21 protein-coding genes are annotated in these 14135 nt (G+C 67.3%); 6 read left to right on the forward strand and 15 right to left on the reverse strand.

The window, feature by feature from the left end:
* Position 1: 1 nt before the first annotated feature.
* Positions 2-1009, forward strand: a complete 1008-nt coding sequence (locus tag ASC81_RS22430; RefSeq protein WP_056272350.1) for a S1/P1 nuclease — start codon at positions 2-4, stop codon at positions 1007-1009.
* Here the strand turns inward: ASC81_RS22430 and ASC81_RS22435 are convergent.
* From ASC81_RS22435 to hisF, 4 genes are read right to left on the reverse strand one after another with little or no spacing between them, the layout of a single operon-like run.
* Positions 987-1256 (reverse strand): YfhL family 4Fe-4S dicluster ferredoxin, encoded by a 270-nt coding sequence (locus ASC81_RS22435; protein WP_056272352.1) that lies wholly within the window; start codon positions 1254-1256, stop codon positions 987-989. The two genes, ASC81_RS22430 and ASC81_RS22435, sit on opposite strands and share 23 nt — an antisense overlap.
* Before the next feature lie 2 nt (positions 1257-1258).
* Positions 1259-1759: a pantetheine-phosphate adenylyltransferase gene (coaD, locus tag ASC81_RS22440; protein ID WP_056272356.1), complete on the reverse strand. Its 501-nt coding sequence runs from the start codon at positions 1757-1759 to the stop codon at positions 1259-1261.
* Positions 1756-2304, reverse strand: a complete 549-nt coding sequence (rsmD, locus tag ASC81_RS22445; protein ID WP_056272359.1) for a 16S rRNA (guanine(966)-N(2))-methyltransferase RsmD — start codon at positions 2302-2304, stop codon at positions 1756-1758. Before rsmD ends, coaD begins: the two co-directional genes overlap by 4 nt.
* The gene (hisF, locus tag ASC81_RS22450) at positions 2304-3077 is read right to left on the reverse strand and encodes an imidazole glycerol phosphate synthase subunit HisF (protein ID WP_056272361.1); all 774 of its coding nucleotides are present in this window, start codon (positions 3075-3077) and stop codon (positions 2304-2306) included. Before hisF ends, rsmD begins: the two co-directional genes overlap by 1 nt.
* Before the next feature lie 112 nt (positions 3078-3189).
* Between hisF and ASC81_RS22455 the strand changes: the two genes are divergently transcribed.
* Complete coding sequence (locus ASC81_RS22455; protein ID WP_056272364.1) at positions 3190-3771, forward strand: CHRD domain-containing protein; 582 nt, start codon at positions 3190-3192, stop codon at positions 3769-3771.
* A gap of 147 nt (positions 3772-3918) precedes the next feature.
* Here the strand turns inward: ASC81_RS22455 and hisA are convergent, their stop codons facing one another.
* The 11 genes from hisA to ASC81_RS22510 all read right to left on the reverse strand — a co-directional run bounded on the left by hisA (position 3919) and on the right by ASC81_RS22510 (position 11664).
* On the reverse strand, positions 3919-4668 hold the full coding sequence (gene hisA / locus ASC81_RS22460; protein WP_056272367.1) for a 1-(5-phosphoribosyl)-5-[(5-phosphoribosylamino)methylideneamino]imidazole-4-carboxamide isomerase: 750 nt from the start codon (positions 4666-4668) through the stop codon (positions 3919-3921).
* Between the two features lie 64 nt (positions 4669-4732).
* A complete protein-coding gene (hisH, locus tag ASC81_RS22465; protein ID WP_082536736.1) occupies positions 4733-5380 on the reverse strand; it encodes an imidazole glycerol phosphate synthase subunit HisH in 648 nt (215 codons plus the stop codon).
* Positions 5377-5985: an imidazoleglycerol-phosphate dehydratase HisB gene (gene hisB, locus ASC81_RS22470; RefSeq protein WP_056272370.1), complete on the reverse strand. Its 609-nt coding sequence runs from the start codon at positions 5983-5985 to the stop codon at positions 5377-5379. The genes hisH and hisB overlap by 4 nt, the downstream gene beginning before the upstream one ends.
* On the reverse strand, positions 5982-7064 hold the full coding sequence (gene hisC / locus ASC81_RS22475) for a histidinol-phosphate transaminase (protein WP_056272373.1): 1083 nt from the start codon (positions 7062-7064) through the stop codon (positions 5982-5984). Before hisC ends, hisB begins: the two co-directional genes overlap by 4 nt.
* Complete coding sequence (locus ASC81_RS22480) at positions 7061-7489, reverse strand: PIN domain-containing protein (RefSeq protein WP_235533741.1); 429 nt, start codon at positions 7487-7489, stop codon at positions 7061-7063. Before ASC81_RS22480 ends, hisC begins: the two co-directional genes overlap by 4 nt.
* Entirely contained in the window at positions 7486-7704 is a 219-nt protein-coding gene (locus tag ASC81_RS22485) for a hypothetical protein (RefSeq protein WP_056272379.1), read from the reverse strand. Before ASC81_RS22485 ends, ASC81_RS22480 begins: the two co-directional genes overlap by 4 nt.
* A gap of 58 nt (positions 7705-7762) precedes the next feature.
* The gene (hisD, locus tag ASC81_RS22490) at positions 7763-9070 is read right to left on the reverse strand and encodes a histidinol dehydrogenase (RefSeq protein ID WP_056272381.1); all 1308 of its coding nucleotides are present in this window, start codon (positions 9068-9070) and stop codon (positions 7763-7765) included.
* The gene (hisG, locus tag ASC81_RS22495; RefSeq protein WP_156392357.1) at positions 9067-9723 is read right to left on the reverse strand and encodes an ATP phosphoribosyltransferase; all 657 of its coding nucleotides are present in this window, start codon (positions 9721-9723) and stop codon (positions 9067-9069) included. The genes hisD and hisG overlap by 4 nt, the downstream gene beginning before the upstream one ends.
* Positions 9720-9962 carry a BolA family protein gene (locus tag ASC81_RS22500; RefSeq protein ID WP_056272385.1) on the reverse strand — a complete coding sequence of 81 codons (243 nt, stop codon included), beginning with the start codon at positions 9960-9962 and terminating at the stop codon, positions 9720-9722. The genes hisG and ASC81_RS22500 overlap by 4 nt, the downstream gene beginning before the upstream one ends.
* Before the next feature lie 29 nt (positions 9963-9991).
* A complete protein-coding gene (locus ASC81_RS22505; protein WP_056272388.1) occupies positions 9992-10747 on the reverse strand; it encodes an ABC transporter permease in 756 nt (251 codons plus the stop codon).
* Positions 10744-11664, reverse strand: coding sequence for an ABC transporter ATP-binding protein (locus ASC81_RS22510; protein WP_056272390.1), 921 nt, complete (start codon positions 11662-11664; stop codon positions 10744-10746). Before ASC81_RS22510 ends, ASC81_RS22505 begins: the two co-directional genes overlap by 4 nt.
* A 60-nt stretch (positions 11665-11724) precedes the next feature.
* On the opposite strand from ASC81_RS22510, the gene ASC81_RS22515 reads away from it, so the two are divergent.
* The 4 genes from ASC81_RS22515 (at position 11725) to ASC81_RS22530 (ending at position 14134) form a co-directional block, all read left to right on the forward strand.
* Positions 11725-12384 carry a TetR/AcrR family transcriptional regulator gene (locus tag ASC81_RS22515; protein ID WP_056272393.1) on the forward strand — a complete coding sequence of 220 codons (660 nt, stop codon included), beginning with the start codon at positions 11725-11727 and terminating at the stop codon, positions 12382-12384.
* 10 nt (positions 12385-12394) lie between these two features.
* Positions 12395-13168, forward strand: a complete 774-nt coding sequence (locus ASC81_RS22520; protein ID WP_056272396.1) for a hypothetical protein — start codon at positions 12395-12397, stop codon at positions 13166-13168.
* Positions 13169-13295: 127 nt separating this feature from the next.
* Complete coding sequence (locus ASC81_RS22525) at positions 13296-13637, forward strand: hypothetical protein (RefSeq protein ID WP_056272397.1); 342 nt, start codon at positions 13296-13298, stop codon at positions 13635-13637.
* A 143-nt stretch (positions 13638-13780) separates the two neighbouring features.
* The gene (locus tag ASC81_RS22530) at positions 13781-14134 is read left to right on the forward strand and encodes a hypothetical protein (protein WP_056272400.1); all 354 of its coding nucleotides are present in this window, start codon (positions 13781-13783) and stop codon (positions 14132-14134) included.
* Position 14135: the final 1 nt, after the last annotated feature.

Below are 14135 nucleotides of genomic sequence, written 5' to 3' on the forward strand. Positions count from 1 at the left end.
CATGCGCCGATTGCTCGCCACCGCCCTGCTCGCCCTTCCGCTGGCTGCACATGCCTGGGGCGCCGATGGCCACCAGACCGTCGCCACCATCGCCGCCGGCCTCATCAAGGGCAGCCCCGCCGAGGCACGCGTCGCGGCGCTGCTCGGCGACATCTCCCTGCCGCTGGCCTCCCTGTGGGGCGACTGCGTGAAGGGCATCTCGCCCAGCCAGGGCTACACCTATCCCTCGCCCGGCAAGTACCCGGCCTGCGCCCCGCTTGAGACGCCGGAACGCATCGCCGAGATGGCCGACTACGTGCGCCGCAACGACCGTCAATGCGTGATGGGCTCGGATGAAGACAGCTGCCACAAGCAGACCCACTATGCCGATATCGCCGTGCAGCGCAGCCGCTATCTGCTGGGCTTCACGGGCACGCGGGTCGACGACGTGGCGGGCGCCTCACGCGCGGCCATCCTGGTGCTGCAGGGCCGGCCTGCGCCCGGTCAGCCCAACTTCAAGAGCCAGCGGGAAGCCCTGCTTGCCCTTGTGCATCTGGTGGGTGACATTCATCAACCCCTGCATGTCGGCAGCGTCTATCTCGACGCCCAGGGCCGGCGTGTCGATCCCGACAAGGGCGGCTTTGATCGCACCAGCTTCACCATTGGTGGCAACAGCTTCAACCTGGTGCCGGCCAGCCCGACCGGACCGAAGAACTTGCACGCCTACTGGGACAACGTGCCCGACGAGTTCCGCCCCCGGCGCGTCGACGCCGCCTGGCTGGCCCAGGCGCGGCGGGTCCAACCTAATGCGGGCGACCCGGCTGGCTGGCCGGAGCGCTGGGCCACGCAGTCATTGGCCCAGGCCGGCGCGGCCTTCGACGGGCTGAAGTTCTCGGACAGGCAGGGCTCGCAGTGGAACCTGACCCTGCCCAGCGGCTACGCCGCCAGGGCCAATGCCATCAAACGCCAGCAGCTGACCATCGCCGGCGCGCGGCTGGCCGAGGTGCTTAAAGCGGTGTTCCCGAAGTAGCGGCGGCCGTCAGCCGCTGGTACTTCAGCAGCAACGACTCGCGGCTTTCGACGTGGGCCGGGTTGATGGGGATGCAGGCGACCGGGCACAGCATCACGCACTGCGGCTCGTCGAAGTGGCCGACGCATTCGGTGCACTTGCCCGGTTCGATCTTGTAGAAGTCCTCGCCCATCGAGATCGCGTTGTTCGGGCAGGCGGGTTCGCAGACGTCGCAGTTGATGCATTCGTCCGTGATCATCAGCGCCATCGTCAGACCCCCTTCCTGCAGCGCTCGTCCAAGCGCGCCAGCACACCGGGCGACACGAACTCCGCCACCTCGCCACCGAGCGTCGCGATCTCGCGCACGAAGGTGCTGGACGTGTACTGGTGGCGCTCGCCGGGTGTCAGGAAGATGGTCTCGACCTCAGGCATGAGCTTGCGGTTCATGCCGGCCATCTGGAACTCGTACTCGAAGTCGCCGCCAGTGCGCAGGCCACGCACGACGACGCGGCCGGCGTGGGCGCGCACGAAATCGCGCAGCAGGCCGTCAAACGCGATGACCTCGACATTGCCGAGTGGGGCGGCCACTTCCTGCGCCATCTCCAGCCGCTCGTCCAGCGAGAACATCGTCTTCTTGTGATGGCCGACGGCAACCGCCAGCACCAGGCGCTCGAACATCGCGGCGGCGCGGCGCATCAGGTCCTCGTGGCCGAGGGTGATCGGGTCGAACGTGCCGGGATAGATCGCCGTGATGGTGATGCGGGAGGTCATGGGGTGGGATTGTCCTCGCGCCGCAGCAACTGGTAGTGCACGGCCCCCGCCCGACCCTGGCGCCAGGCGGTGAATCCCGGGGGCGGCGCGACGTCATGCGGTGATTCGACATAGATCAGCCCGCCCTCGGCCAGCAGTGGCACGGCGGCAGCCAGCGCGCGGTCGAACAGGTTGTCGGCGAACGGGGGGTCGAGCAGGATGAGGTCGAAGCGCGCCGCGCAGGCCGTCATCCAATTCAGCGCGTTGGCGCGGTGGATGACGATGGCGGTAGCCTGCAGGCGCTTCTGGCTGGCGCGCAGCCCGTCCACCAGCACCGCCTCGCGCTCCAGCATGACAACGGCCTCCGCGCCGCGCGACGCTGCCTCGAAACCGAGGGCGCCGCTACCGGCAAAGGCGTCCAGCACGCGCCAACCGGTCAGCGTCTGACCCAGCCAGTTGAACAGCGTCTCACGGATGCGGTCGGCGGTCGGGCGCAGCCCGGGCAGGTCGACGACCGGCAGCTTGGAGCGCTTCCACTGGCCGCCGATGATGCGGATTTCACCCATCACTGACGCACGGGGATGCCGCGCGCGGCCATCAGCGCCTTCGCCTCGCGCACCGTGTGCTGGCCGAAGTGGAAGATGCTGGCCGCCAGCACCGCGTCGGCGCCGCCGAGCGACACCCCGTCGGCCAGGTGGTCCAGGGTGCCAACACCGCCCGAGGCGATGACGGGAACGGGCACGGCGTCGGACACGGCGCGCGTGAGTTCCAGGTCGAAGCCGCTCTTGGTGCCGTCGCGGTCCATGCTGGTCAGCAGGATCTCGCCGGCACCGAACTCGGCCATCTGGCGCGCCCATTCGACAGCGTCGAGCCCCACGTTCTTGCGCCCGCCATGGGTGTAGACGTCCCAGCCCTTGCCTCTGGGGTCATCTTCGGCGCGGCGCTTGGCATCGATGGCGACGACGATGCATTGCGCGCCGTACTTGTCGCTGGCCGCGCGGATCAGCGCCGGGTCGGCCACCGCCGCCGAGTTGAACGACACCTTGTCGGCGCCGGCATTCAGCAAGCGCCGCACATCGGCCACGGCACGCACGCCGCCGCCCACCGTCAGCGGGATGAAGACCTGGGACGCGACGGCTTCGATGATGTGCAGGATCAGATCGCGGCCATCGCTGGTGGCGGTGATGTCGAGGAAGGTCAGCTCGTCGGCGCCCTGCTCGTTGTAGCGGGCGGCGATGTCCACCGGGTCGCCCGCGTCGCGCAGACCCACGAAGTTGACGCCCTTGACCACGCGGCCGGCGGTGACGTCGAGGCAGGGAATGATGCGTTTGGCGAGCATGACGGGGATACGTGAAAGGAAGCCGAATTATTCCTTCGATGGTTAGGGGCTTCGCAGCGCGATTGAAGCGGCGCCCAATCGCGGGTGCTCAACCCACCCCACGGAGAAAACGATGAGACTGCCTACCCATGCCCTGCTCGCCACCGCCATTGCGCTGGGCGCCACCGCCGCATCGGCGCATTCGGTGCTTTTTGCGGGGACGTTCGCGCCTGAAGCCTCGGGCGCCACCGGCACCGGCACGCTGTCGCTGGAGTACGACGATGACGGTCATACCCTGCTCATCAACGCGACCTGGTCAGGCCTGTCCGGCAACACCAGCAACGCGCACATCCACTGCTGTACCGCCTTGCCCAATGCCGGCACCGCCGGCGTGGCGCTGGCCCAGGGCGGCATCCTGCCGTCCTTCCCTCTCGGTGCGACGTCGGGCTCGTACAACCGGATCATCGACCTGACCCAGACCAACCAGTACAGCGCCACTTTCGTGACTGCCAGCGGCGGCACCGCGGCGGGGGCAGAGGCCCGGCTGATCAGCAACCTGCTGTCGGGCAACGCCTACTTCAATATCCACTCGACGACCTTCCCCGGCGGCGAGATTCGCGCCTTCGTCACCGCCGTGCCCGAGCCCGAGACCTATGGGCTCATGCTTGGCGGCCTGGGCGTGCTCGGTCTCGCAGCCCGGCGTCGCCGCGGTTGATGGCCTTGGGGGCCGAGCGCTGGGCCGCTCCCGAGCCGGCCCATTGGGCGATGGCTTGCCGGTCAATCCGGCAAGCATCGCCGTCCCCTCGGGGGGCCGGCCAGGGGGACCGCGTTCAGCGGCGCCCGCCTGGACGAGGGGCTTCGTTCACCCTGCCGTTGGGATCAGCTCATCCGCCCGCGCCTGGGCGGCGGCAAAGTCCAGCGCGCCGGTGTAGATGGAGCGGCCGCAAATGACGCCCTCAACGCCGTCGCCGAACACCGCGCACAGGCGCTCGATGTCCGCAATGTCGGACAGGCCACCCGACGCAATGACGGGAATCGTCAGCGCCTGCGCCAGCTTGACCGTGGCCTCGATGTTGATGCCGGTCAGCATGCCGTCGCGGCCGATGTCGGTGTAGATGACGCCTTCGACACCGTAGTCCTGGAACTTCAGCGCCAGGTCGACGACCTCGTGGCCGGTCAGCTTGCTCCAGCCGTCGGTGGCGACCTTGCCGTCCTTGGCGTCCAGGCCGACGATGATGTGGCCGCCGAAGGCGGTGCACGCATCCCGCAGGAAGCCGGGGTTCTTGACCGCAGCGGTGCCGATGATGACGTAGCTGAGGCCGTCGTCGAGATAGCGCTCGATGGTGTCGAGGTCACGAATGCCGCCGCCGAGCTGGATCGGAATCTCGTCGCCGATCTCCTTGATGATGGCCTTGATGGCGGGCTCGTTGACCGGCTTGCCCGCGAAGGCCCCGTTAAGGTCCACCAGGTGCAGCCGCCGCGCACCGGCATCCAGCCAGCGCCGCGCCATCGCGGCGGGGTCCTCGCCGAAAGTGGTGGAGTCGTTCATGTCGCCTTGCTTGAGGCGGACACAGCGACCGTCTTTGAGGTCGATGGCAGGGATCAGCAGCATGGCCGAGGACTAGAGGGCTGAGGAGAAGGCGGGAGGCGAGAAGGTGCAGACCGGGGTGACACGGTCAGGGGTTCCAGTGAAGGAAGTTGCGATAGAGCGCAAGGCCCAGCGCGGCACTTTTCTCGGGGTGGAATTGGGTCGCAAAAATGTTATCCCGGGCCACGGCACAGGTAAAGCGGCCGCCGTAATCGGTTTCGCCGGCGCTGTGCTCGGGCAACGCCGTCGTCGCATAAAAGCTGTGCACGAAGTAGAACCAGCTCTCGTCGGGAATGCCATCCCAAACTGGATGGGCCCGCGGTTGGTGCACGCGGTTCCAGCCCATCTGCGGCACCTTGAAGCGGCTGCCGTCATCCTGCAAGCGGCCTTCGAGCCGGAAGCGCTGCACGCGGCCGGGGATGAGGCCGAGACCTGGCGTGTCCTGCTCCTCGCTGTGGTCCAGCAGCATCTGCATGCCCACGCAGACGCCCAGCAGCGGCTTGGTGGCGGCGGCTTCCAGCACGGCTTCCTTGGCGCCCGAGGCCGCCAGCTCGGCCATGCAGTCGCGCATGGCGCCTTGACCGGGCAGCACGACGCGCTCGGCAGCGCGCACCACATCGGGGTCGCAGGTGATGGCGACATCGAAGCCCTGGCCCTGTGCAGCATGCATGACGGCCTGCGACACCGAGCGCAGGTTGCCCATGCCGTAGTCCACCACGGCAACGGTCCGGGTCACAGCGACCCCTTCGTCGACGGGATCACGCCGGCCGAGCGCAGGTCCGGCGTCGTCGCCATGCGCAGCGCGCGGCCGAAGGCCTTGAACATGGTTTCGGCCTGATGGTGGGCGTTGTGGCCCTTGAGGTTGTCGATGTGCACGGTCGCCAGCGCGGCGTTGGCGAAGCCCTGGAAGAACTCGAAAGTCAGCTGCGTGTCGAAGGCGCCGATGCTGCCAGCCGTGAACTTGACGTCCATGTGCAGGCCGGGGCGGCCGGACAGGTCGATGACGACGCGCGACAGCGCTTCGTCCAGCGGCACATAGCTGTGGCCATAGCGCGTCAGGCCGGCCTTGTCGCCCACGGCCTTGGCCACGGCCAGGCCCAGCGTGATGCCGACATCTTCGACCGTGTGGTGGCCGTCGATGTGCAGGTCACCCTCGCAATGAATGTCCAGGTCGATCAGGCCGTGACGGGCGATCTGGTCGAGCATGTGGTCGAAGAAGCCGATACCGGTCTGCAGCTTGGACTGGCCCGTGCCGTCGAGGTTGATGCGCGCGGTGATGCGCGTCTCGCGGGTGTTGCGGGTGACTTCGGCTACTCGTGAAGTGACGGGGGGTGTGGTCATGACAGACAGGCTTCGAGCGCTTGGAGCAGCGAGGTGTTTTCGTCGGGCGTCCCGACGGTGAGGCGCACACAGTTCGCGAGCAGCGGGTGCAGAGCCGACACGTTCTTGATCAGCACGCCGTGTGCCTTCAGTGCCGCGAAGGTGGCGGCCGCGTCCTGCACCCTGGCGAGGATCATATTGCCCTGACTGGGCCAGGGCGTGATGCCGGGCATCGCCTGCAGCGCGGCGAACAGGCGCTCGCGCTGCTGTCGCAGTTCGGCCGCCTGGGCGGCGTAGACCTCGGCATGCTCCAGCGCGAAGAAGGCCGCTTCGGCGTTCAGCACGCTGATGTTGTAGGGCGGGCGCAGCTTCTCGATCTGGTTGACCAGCTCGGCCGCGCCCAGCAGGTAGCCGATGCGCACGCCGGCCAGGCCGAACTTGCTCATGGTGCGCATGACAAGCACATTCGGCTGGCGGGCCATCAGCGCCAGGCTGTCGGCGCTGGCGAAGGGCTGGTAGGCCTCGTCCATGACAACGACCCCTGGCGCGGCTTTCGCAATGCGCTCGATCACCGCCGCGTCCCACAGCGTGGCGGTGGGGTTGTTGGGATAGGCCAGATGAATCAGCGCGGGCTGGTGCTTGTCGATGGCGGCCAGCATCGCGCCCTCGTCGAGCTGGAAGTCGTCGGCGCGCAGCGGCACGCCGATGAACTCCAACCGCTGCTGGCCGGCCAGCGCCTCGTACATGACGAAGCCCGGCACGGGCGCCAGCACGGTGGCGCCGGGCCTGGCGACGGCGATGGTCAGCAGGCCGATGAGTTCGTCGGACCCATTGCCCAAGGTGACGCCCACGTCGTCGCCGACGCCGGCATGGCGGGCCAGCGCGCGGGCCAGCTGGGCTGTCCGCTCGGCCGGGTAGCGGTTCAGCGCCAGCGCGCCGAGGCGCTCGCCCAGCGCCTGCTGCAGCTCGGGCGGCAGGCGGTAGGGGTTCTCCATCGCGTCCAGCTTGATGACGCCGGCGCTGGGCTGCACGACGTAGGCATGCGCCGCCCGCACATCGGGGCGTATTTGAGCGAGGGCTTTGTCCAGTGCAGCGGTCATGGCGCGGTGACGAGTGGGTTGAGCACCTGCACGCTGTCGAAGACGGCTTCGTGCGGCAGGGCCAGGCTCAGCAGGCGGGTGCAGCCTTGGGCCTTCGCGCTGGCGATGACCAGGGCGTCGGCAAAAGGCAGGCCGAAGCGGCTCTCCAGCGACCAGGCCGATTCGACGGTCGCCTGATCGGTTTGCCAGGGCTGCCAGTGCTGGTAGCGGCGCACCTCGGCGCGCGCATCGCCCTGGGGCATGGGCGGGTTCACGCGCTGGGTGGCGAGCAGGTAGAAATCGCTGAGCACCTGCACGGAGACACGACCGGTGCGCGTCGCCCACAACGCGCGCAGCCACGCCAGCACCTGCTCACGCTCGGCCGGGCGAGCGCCGTCCTCGCTAAAGAGCAGCACGGAGGTGTCGACAAAGACGGGCGCTGTCACAGGACGCCCCGGCCGGGATACGGCTGCCCGTCGGACGACCATGACCGTTCACGATGCAGCCAGTCCTGCAGCGCGCGCTCGTAGACGTCGTCATGCTGCATCTTCTCGGCAAGCAGCTCGCCGAGCAGGCGCGACACGCTGGTGTTGCGGCGCGCCGCCTCCAGCCGGGCCCATTCGGCCACGGCGTCATCCATGGACACGGTGACGTTCTTCATGGCCCGAAGAGTACACGAAGTTCGTGTTGCACGAACTTCGTGTCTTCTGAAGGGTGAGCTAGCGCAGGCGCAATTCGGCAGCGCGCGCGTGGGCCTGCAAGCCCTCGCCATGGGCCAGCTCGCTGGCAATGCGGCCCAGCGTCTGTGCGCCCTCGGCACTGACCTCGATGAGGCTGCTGCGTTTCTGGAAATCGTAGACGCCCAGCGGCGACGAGAAGCGCGCGGTACCGGCCGTGGGCAGCACGTGGTTGGGGCCAGCGCAGTAGTCGCCAAGCGATTCGCTGGTGTACGCGCCCATGAAGATGGCGCCGGCGTGGCGCAGCAAGGGTTCCCAGCGCTGCGGGTCGGCGGCGCTGATCTCCAGGTGCTCGGGCGCGATGGCATTGCTGATCTCGCAGGCCTCTTCCATCGAGCGCGTCAGGATCAGCGCGCCGCGGCCGGCCAGCGATGCGCGGATGACGGCCTCGCGGGGCATCTCCTGGACAAGGCGCTCCATGCTGGCGCTGACGGCATCCAGGAAGGCGGCGTCGGGGCTGAGCAGAATGCTCTGCGCCAGCTCGTCATGCTCGGCCTGGCTGAACAGGTCCATCGCCACCCAGTCCGGCGGCGTGCTGCCATCGGCAATGACGAGGATCTCGCTCGGGCCGGCAATCATGTCGATACCGACCTGGCCGAACACATGCTTCTTGGCCGACGCGACATAGGCGTTGCCCGGGCCGGTGATCTTGTCGACGCGCGGGATGGTGGCCGTGCCATAGGCCAGTGCCGCCACAGCTTGGGCGCCGCCGATGGCGAACAAGCGGTGCACGCCCGCCACGGCGGCCGCAGCCAGCACCAGCAGGTTGCGCACGCCGTCCGGCGTGGGCACGACCATGATGATCTCGCCGACACCCGCGACCTGCGCGGGGATGGCGTTCATCAGCACGCTGCTCGGATAGGCTGCCTTGCCGCCGGGCACATAGATGCCGACGCGGTCCAGCGGCGTGACCTTCTGGCCGAGCAGGTTGCCGTCTTCGTCGCGGTAGCTCCAGCTGCGGCCGCAGGCTTCGATCTGGCGCTCGTGATAGCTGCGCACCCGCTTGGCGGCGGCCTGCAGCGCGGCGGCCTGGGCCGGCGTGATGGCGGCCAGCGCCGCCTGCAATTCGCCTGCGGTGATTTCCAGTGCGGCGACGCTGTCGACCGCCATGCGGTCGAAGCGGGCGGTGTAGTCCAGCACGGCCGCATCGCCACGCTTTTGCACATCGGCCAGGATCTCGGCGACGCGGGCCTCGATGGCGGCATCGTCGGCCGCCGACCAGAAACGCAGGCGTTCGAACTCGGCCGCGAAGTCGGCGTCGGTGGTGGAGAGTTGGCGAACAAGTTTCATGCAATGGCCGCGGCGAAAGCGTCGATCAGCGGGCGGAGCAGGTCGCGCTTGAGTTTGAGCGCGGCCTGGTTGACGACGAGGCGCGATGAGATGTCCATGATCTGCTCCACCTCGACCAGCTTGTTCGCCCGCAGCGTGCCGCCGGTGGAGACGAGGTCAACGATGGCCTCGGCCAGGCCCGTGAGCGGCGCCAGCTCCATGGAGCCGTAGAGCTTGATGAGGTCGACGTGCACGCCCTTGTCGGCGAAATGCTGGCGGGCGATCTCGGTGTATTTGGTCGCCACGCGGATGCGCGAGCCCTGCTTGACGGCGGCGGCGTAGTCGAAGTCGGCGCGCACGGCGACGCTCATGCGGCAGCGGGCGATCTTCAGGTCCAGCGGCTGGTACAGGCCGTGCGAGCCGCCCTGGGCCAGGGCCTGCTCGTGCAGCACGTCGCGGCCGGCCACGCCGAGGTCGGCGCCACCGTATTGCACATAGGTCGGCACGTCGCTGGCGCGCACCAGCACCACGCGCACGCCGTCGCGGTTGGTCGGCAGGATGAGCTTGCGCGAGGTCTCGGGGTCTTCCAGCACCTCGATGCCGGCGGCGCGTAGCAGCGGCAGCGTCTCTTCGAAGATGCGGCCCTTGGAAAGGGCGAGGGTCAGGCCACTCATTTCGCGCTCCATTCTTCGGGACTCAAGGTCTTCATCGACAGCGCATGAATCTGCTCGCGCATGCGCTCACCGAGCGCCGCGTAGACGCGCTGGTGTCGCTTGATGCGGGAGAGGCCATTGAACTCGTCAGACACGATGGTCGCGAAGAAGTGGCGGCCGTCGCCCTCGACTTCGAGATGCGCGCAGGGCAGCCCTGCGGCAATGAAATCGCGCACTTCTTGCGGGGTCGGGTCGGCCATGGATCGGTCCTCGGGGAAAACCCCGGATTCTAGGAACGTATCTTGTAGCCGCTCTTCAGCAGCGATAAAGCAAGCCCAGCTGCGACCGCGAAGCTGATGCCGACGACGCCCAGGCTGATCCACGGCGACACGTCGCTGACGCCGAAGAAGCCGCGGCGGAAGCCGTCGATCATGTAGAAGAACGGATTGAGGTGGCTGATACCCTGCCAGAAGGCAGGCAGCGAATGCACCGAGTAGAAGACGCCGGACAGGAAGGTCATCGGCATGATGATGAAGTTCTGGAAGGCCGCCAGCTGGTCGAACTTCTCGGCCCACAGCCCGGCGATCAGGCCCAGGGTGCCCATCAGACCGGCGCCAAGCACCGTGAAGGCCAGCACCCACAGCATGTTGTCCATCCCCGGCGGGGCGAACCACACAGTGACCAGCAGCACACCCGCGCCGACCATCAAGCCGCGCACAACGGCCGCGCCGACGTAGGCGACAAACCAGGCCAGGGGCGACAGCGGCGTCAGCAGCAGGAAGACGAGATTGCCGGTGATCTTGCTCTGGATCAGGCTGGACGAGCTGTTCGCGAACGCGTTCTGCAGCACGCTCATCATCACCAGGCCCGGGATCAGGAACTGCGTGTAGCCGACGCTGTCGTAGACCTTCACATGGTCCTCCAGCGTGTGGCCAAAGACCAGCAGGTACATGACGGCCGTCAGCACCGGTGCGCAGACGGTCTGAAAGGCGACCTTCCAGAAGCGCAGCACTTCCTTCTTGAAGAGGGTCGAGGCACCGTTCATGCGTGCTCTCCCTGCATGATTTCCAGGAACACGTCTTCGAGGTCAGCGCGGCCGATCTCCAGGTCTTCGACCGGCACCCCGACCTTCCTCAACTCCGCCAGCGTGGACTCGACTTCGTTGGCGTCATGCGCCGTGACCTGCACGATGCGCCCCGTCACCCGCGCCCGTGCTGCGATGTCCGGTGGCAGCGCCGCATCGGTCTTGAAACGCAGCATCGTCGACGCCGTGCCGGCCAGCAGCTGCGACGTGCGGTCCAGGGCCACGATGCGGCCGTTCTTCAGCATGCCGATGCGCTGGCACAGGGCCTCGGCTTCCTCCAGGTAATGCGTCGTCAGCAGCACCGTATGGCCTTCCTTGTTCAGCCGGGCGATGAACTGCCACAGCGTCTGGCGCAGCTCGACGTCGACACCCGCCGTGGGCTCGTCCAGCACGATGACCGGCGGGCGGTGCACCAATGCCTGGGCGACCAGCACGCGGCGCTTCATGCCGCCGGAGAGCTGGCGCATGTTGGCGTTGGCCTTGTCGGCCAGGCCAAGGTTGTGCAGCAGCTCGTCGATCCAGTCGTCATTGCGCTGCACGCCGAAGTAGCCGCTCTGGATGCGCAGCGATTCGCGCACGCTGAAAAAAGGGTCGAACACCAGCTCCTGCGGCACCACGCCCAGCGCCTTGCGGGCGGCGGCGTAGTCGTCGACGACGTCGTGGCCCATCACGCGCACGCGACCTTCGGTCGCCTTGGTCAGGCCGGCCAACACGCTGATTAACGTTGTCTTGCCCGCGCCGTTGGGGCCGAGCAGGCCGAAGAACTCGCCGCAATGGATGTCAAAGCTGACCCCATCCAGCGCCTTGACCTGCCCTCCCCGGTATGTTTTCTTGACGTTCTCGAAGGAGATGGCAGGCGGGGAGGCTGAATTCGGCATGGGGCGCGATTCTAAAAGTCGCCCCTCCTTGAGCGCCGATCACTGCCAGAATGCCCCGCGATGCCCACGCCCAAACGCCCACGCCGCACCGCCGAGCGCATCCTCGAGGTCACGCTGGAGCTGTTCAACAGTTTCGGCGAGCCCAATGTGTCGACGACGCTGATCTCGGCCGAATTGAAGATCAGCCCGGGCAATCTCTACTACCACTACCCGGCCAAGGACGAGCTGATCAACGCCCTCTTCGGCCGCTACGAGGCGGAGCTGAACGAGTTGCTGGCGGCCGCTGACAACGTGCGCAATGTCGAGGACGCTTGGCTGTTCTTCCACATGCTGTTTGAGCTGATCTGGAAGTTCCGCTTCCTCTACCGAGACCTGAACGACCTGCTATTCAAGAACCGCCGGTTGGAGACCCATTTCCAGACCTTGCTCGCCGCCAAGGAGCAGGCGATGCGCCATGTGTTGTCAGGCCTGCACCTGGGCGGCGCGCTGAAGATGGACCTGCGCGAGGCCGCACCGACGGCCAACGCGATGGTCGTCGTCGTGAGCTATTGGCTGAGCTACGAATACGTGCGCGATCCGCGCCACGCGCTGGAGCCCGATCGTGCCGGTGCAGCGCTGATGCGTGGCGCCTTCCATGCGCTGAGCCTGCTGCTACCCTACCTTGAGCAAGCGTCCAAGGACCACCTCTTCAAGCTCGCCGGTCAATACCAATCACCCTAGGAGACAAGCCATGGCCAAGTGGACCGCCTTCCCCTACGACAACAGCGCATTCGTCTACACGCCGGCCACGCTGAAGAAGCACTGGGCGCGGCTGCATGCCGGCGACGCCGAGCCCTTGCCCAAGGACACCGCCGTCCTGCAAGCCTGGGCCCACTTCCACGCCGGGGACTTCCAGGCTGCGTACGACGCGGGCCTCGCCGCCGGGGGCGCCGGCATCACCGTCGCCAACAAGGCCCAGGGCATCTACGCCAACTACCTGGAGAAGAAGGAGAAGGTGAAGCTGGAGATGTTCCTGGAGATCGCCGAGCGCGCCGAGGCCCAGCAGGCCGAGGAGCCCAAGAACCCCAATGCCTACTACTGGCAGGCCTATGCCATCGGCCGCTACGGCCAGGGCATCAGCGTGGCCAAGGCGTTGGCGCAAGGGCTGGGCAGCAAGGTGAAGAACGCGCTGGAGACCACCATCACGCTGGCGCCCAAGCATGCCGACGCTCATATCGCGCTGGGCGCCTTCCACGCTGAGGTCATCGACAAGGTCGGCAAGCTGCTCGGCCGCACGCAAGGCGCCGATGCGGCCACCGGGCTGAAGATGTTCGAGCAGGCCATCAAGCTCAACCCGACGAGCGCCATCGCAATGATCGAGCGCGCCAACGGCTTGGTCATGCTGGAGGGCGACAAGCGCATGAAGGAAGCCGAGAAGCTGTACGCCGACGCGGCCGCCTGCGAGGCGATGGACGCGATGGAGTTGCTCGACATCGAGCTGGCAAAAGAGGAACTTGAGGAGTAGTTCACGGTGCGGCCGGTCGTTCGTGAACTGCGTCACGACCCGGTCTCCCGCGCCTCCGGGGGTGCAAGCCCGGCCCTCGCGGCGTAAGCTTCGCACCCATCAGCCACCCCCCAAACGAGACCGCGCCATGAAGCTCCTGATCCCTGCCCTCGCCATCGCCGCCGCCTTCTCCGCCCAAGCCAGCAACAAGGGCACGCCCGAGCAGGCCGAGCTGCGCGCCGAGTGCGCACAGAGCTACAGCGACACCAGCAGCATCGCCACGCCGGTCGCGTCCAACGAGTATCAGTTCGTCTACGCCAACGGCAAGTACAAGGGCGAGGCCAAGCCCGGCAAGCTGCTGCCCTGCACTTCGCAGCAATACGCCGCCTACCTCGACAACAAGGCCGACCCGGCCAAGGTGATGAACGCCTACCCGACCGCCGCCGGCCGCCCGACGACCAAGAAGAAGGCCGAGCCCTTCCGCCTCTGAACGGCTCCACCGCTTGTCTACAAGGCGCTCTCCGGAGCGCCTTTTTGTTTTCAGCGCCGTCTTGTCGACCCGCAACTCACGTGCAATTCAGGCCAGCTGGGCCTAATCTAGATATCACTCCTAGCCGTCCTTGGAGGTCAGCCATGAGAGTTCTTGCAACGGCCATTGCCGCTCTGGTTTCCACCCTCCCTGCACTCGCTACCAACACGCCTGCGGACCATGCCCAGGCGTTCCTGCGCGACGGATGCTCGCAGAGCTACGCCAGCCACAGCGCCCACCACCCACCGGGCGCCCCGGGCCCAGCCTTCACCGGGGAGCGCTACAAGGGCGACAACCGCTACTACAACGACGCCAAGCCCTGCGACGAAGCGCAGTACGCGCTCTATCTGGAGAAGGCCGACCCGGCCACGGTCGCCTTCGCCCACCCGCCCTCGGCCGGCAAGGCGAAACCGAAGAGGCCGCCGACCAGCGCAGCGGCGCCCGCCAAGCCGAAGTAGG

The sequence above is a fragment of the Pelomonas sp. Root405 genome (assembly GCF_001425165.1).
Taxonomy (GTDB): Bacteria; Pseudomonadota; Gammaproteobacteria; order Burkholderiales; family Burkholderiaceae_C; genus Pelomonas.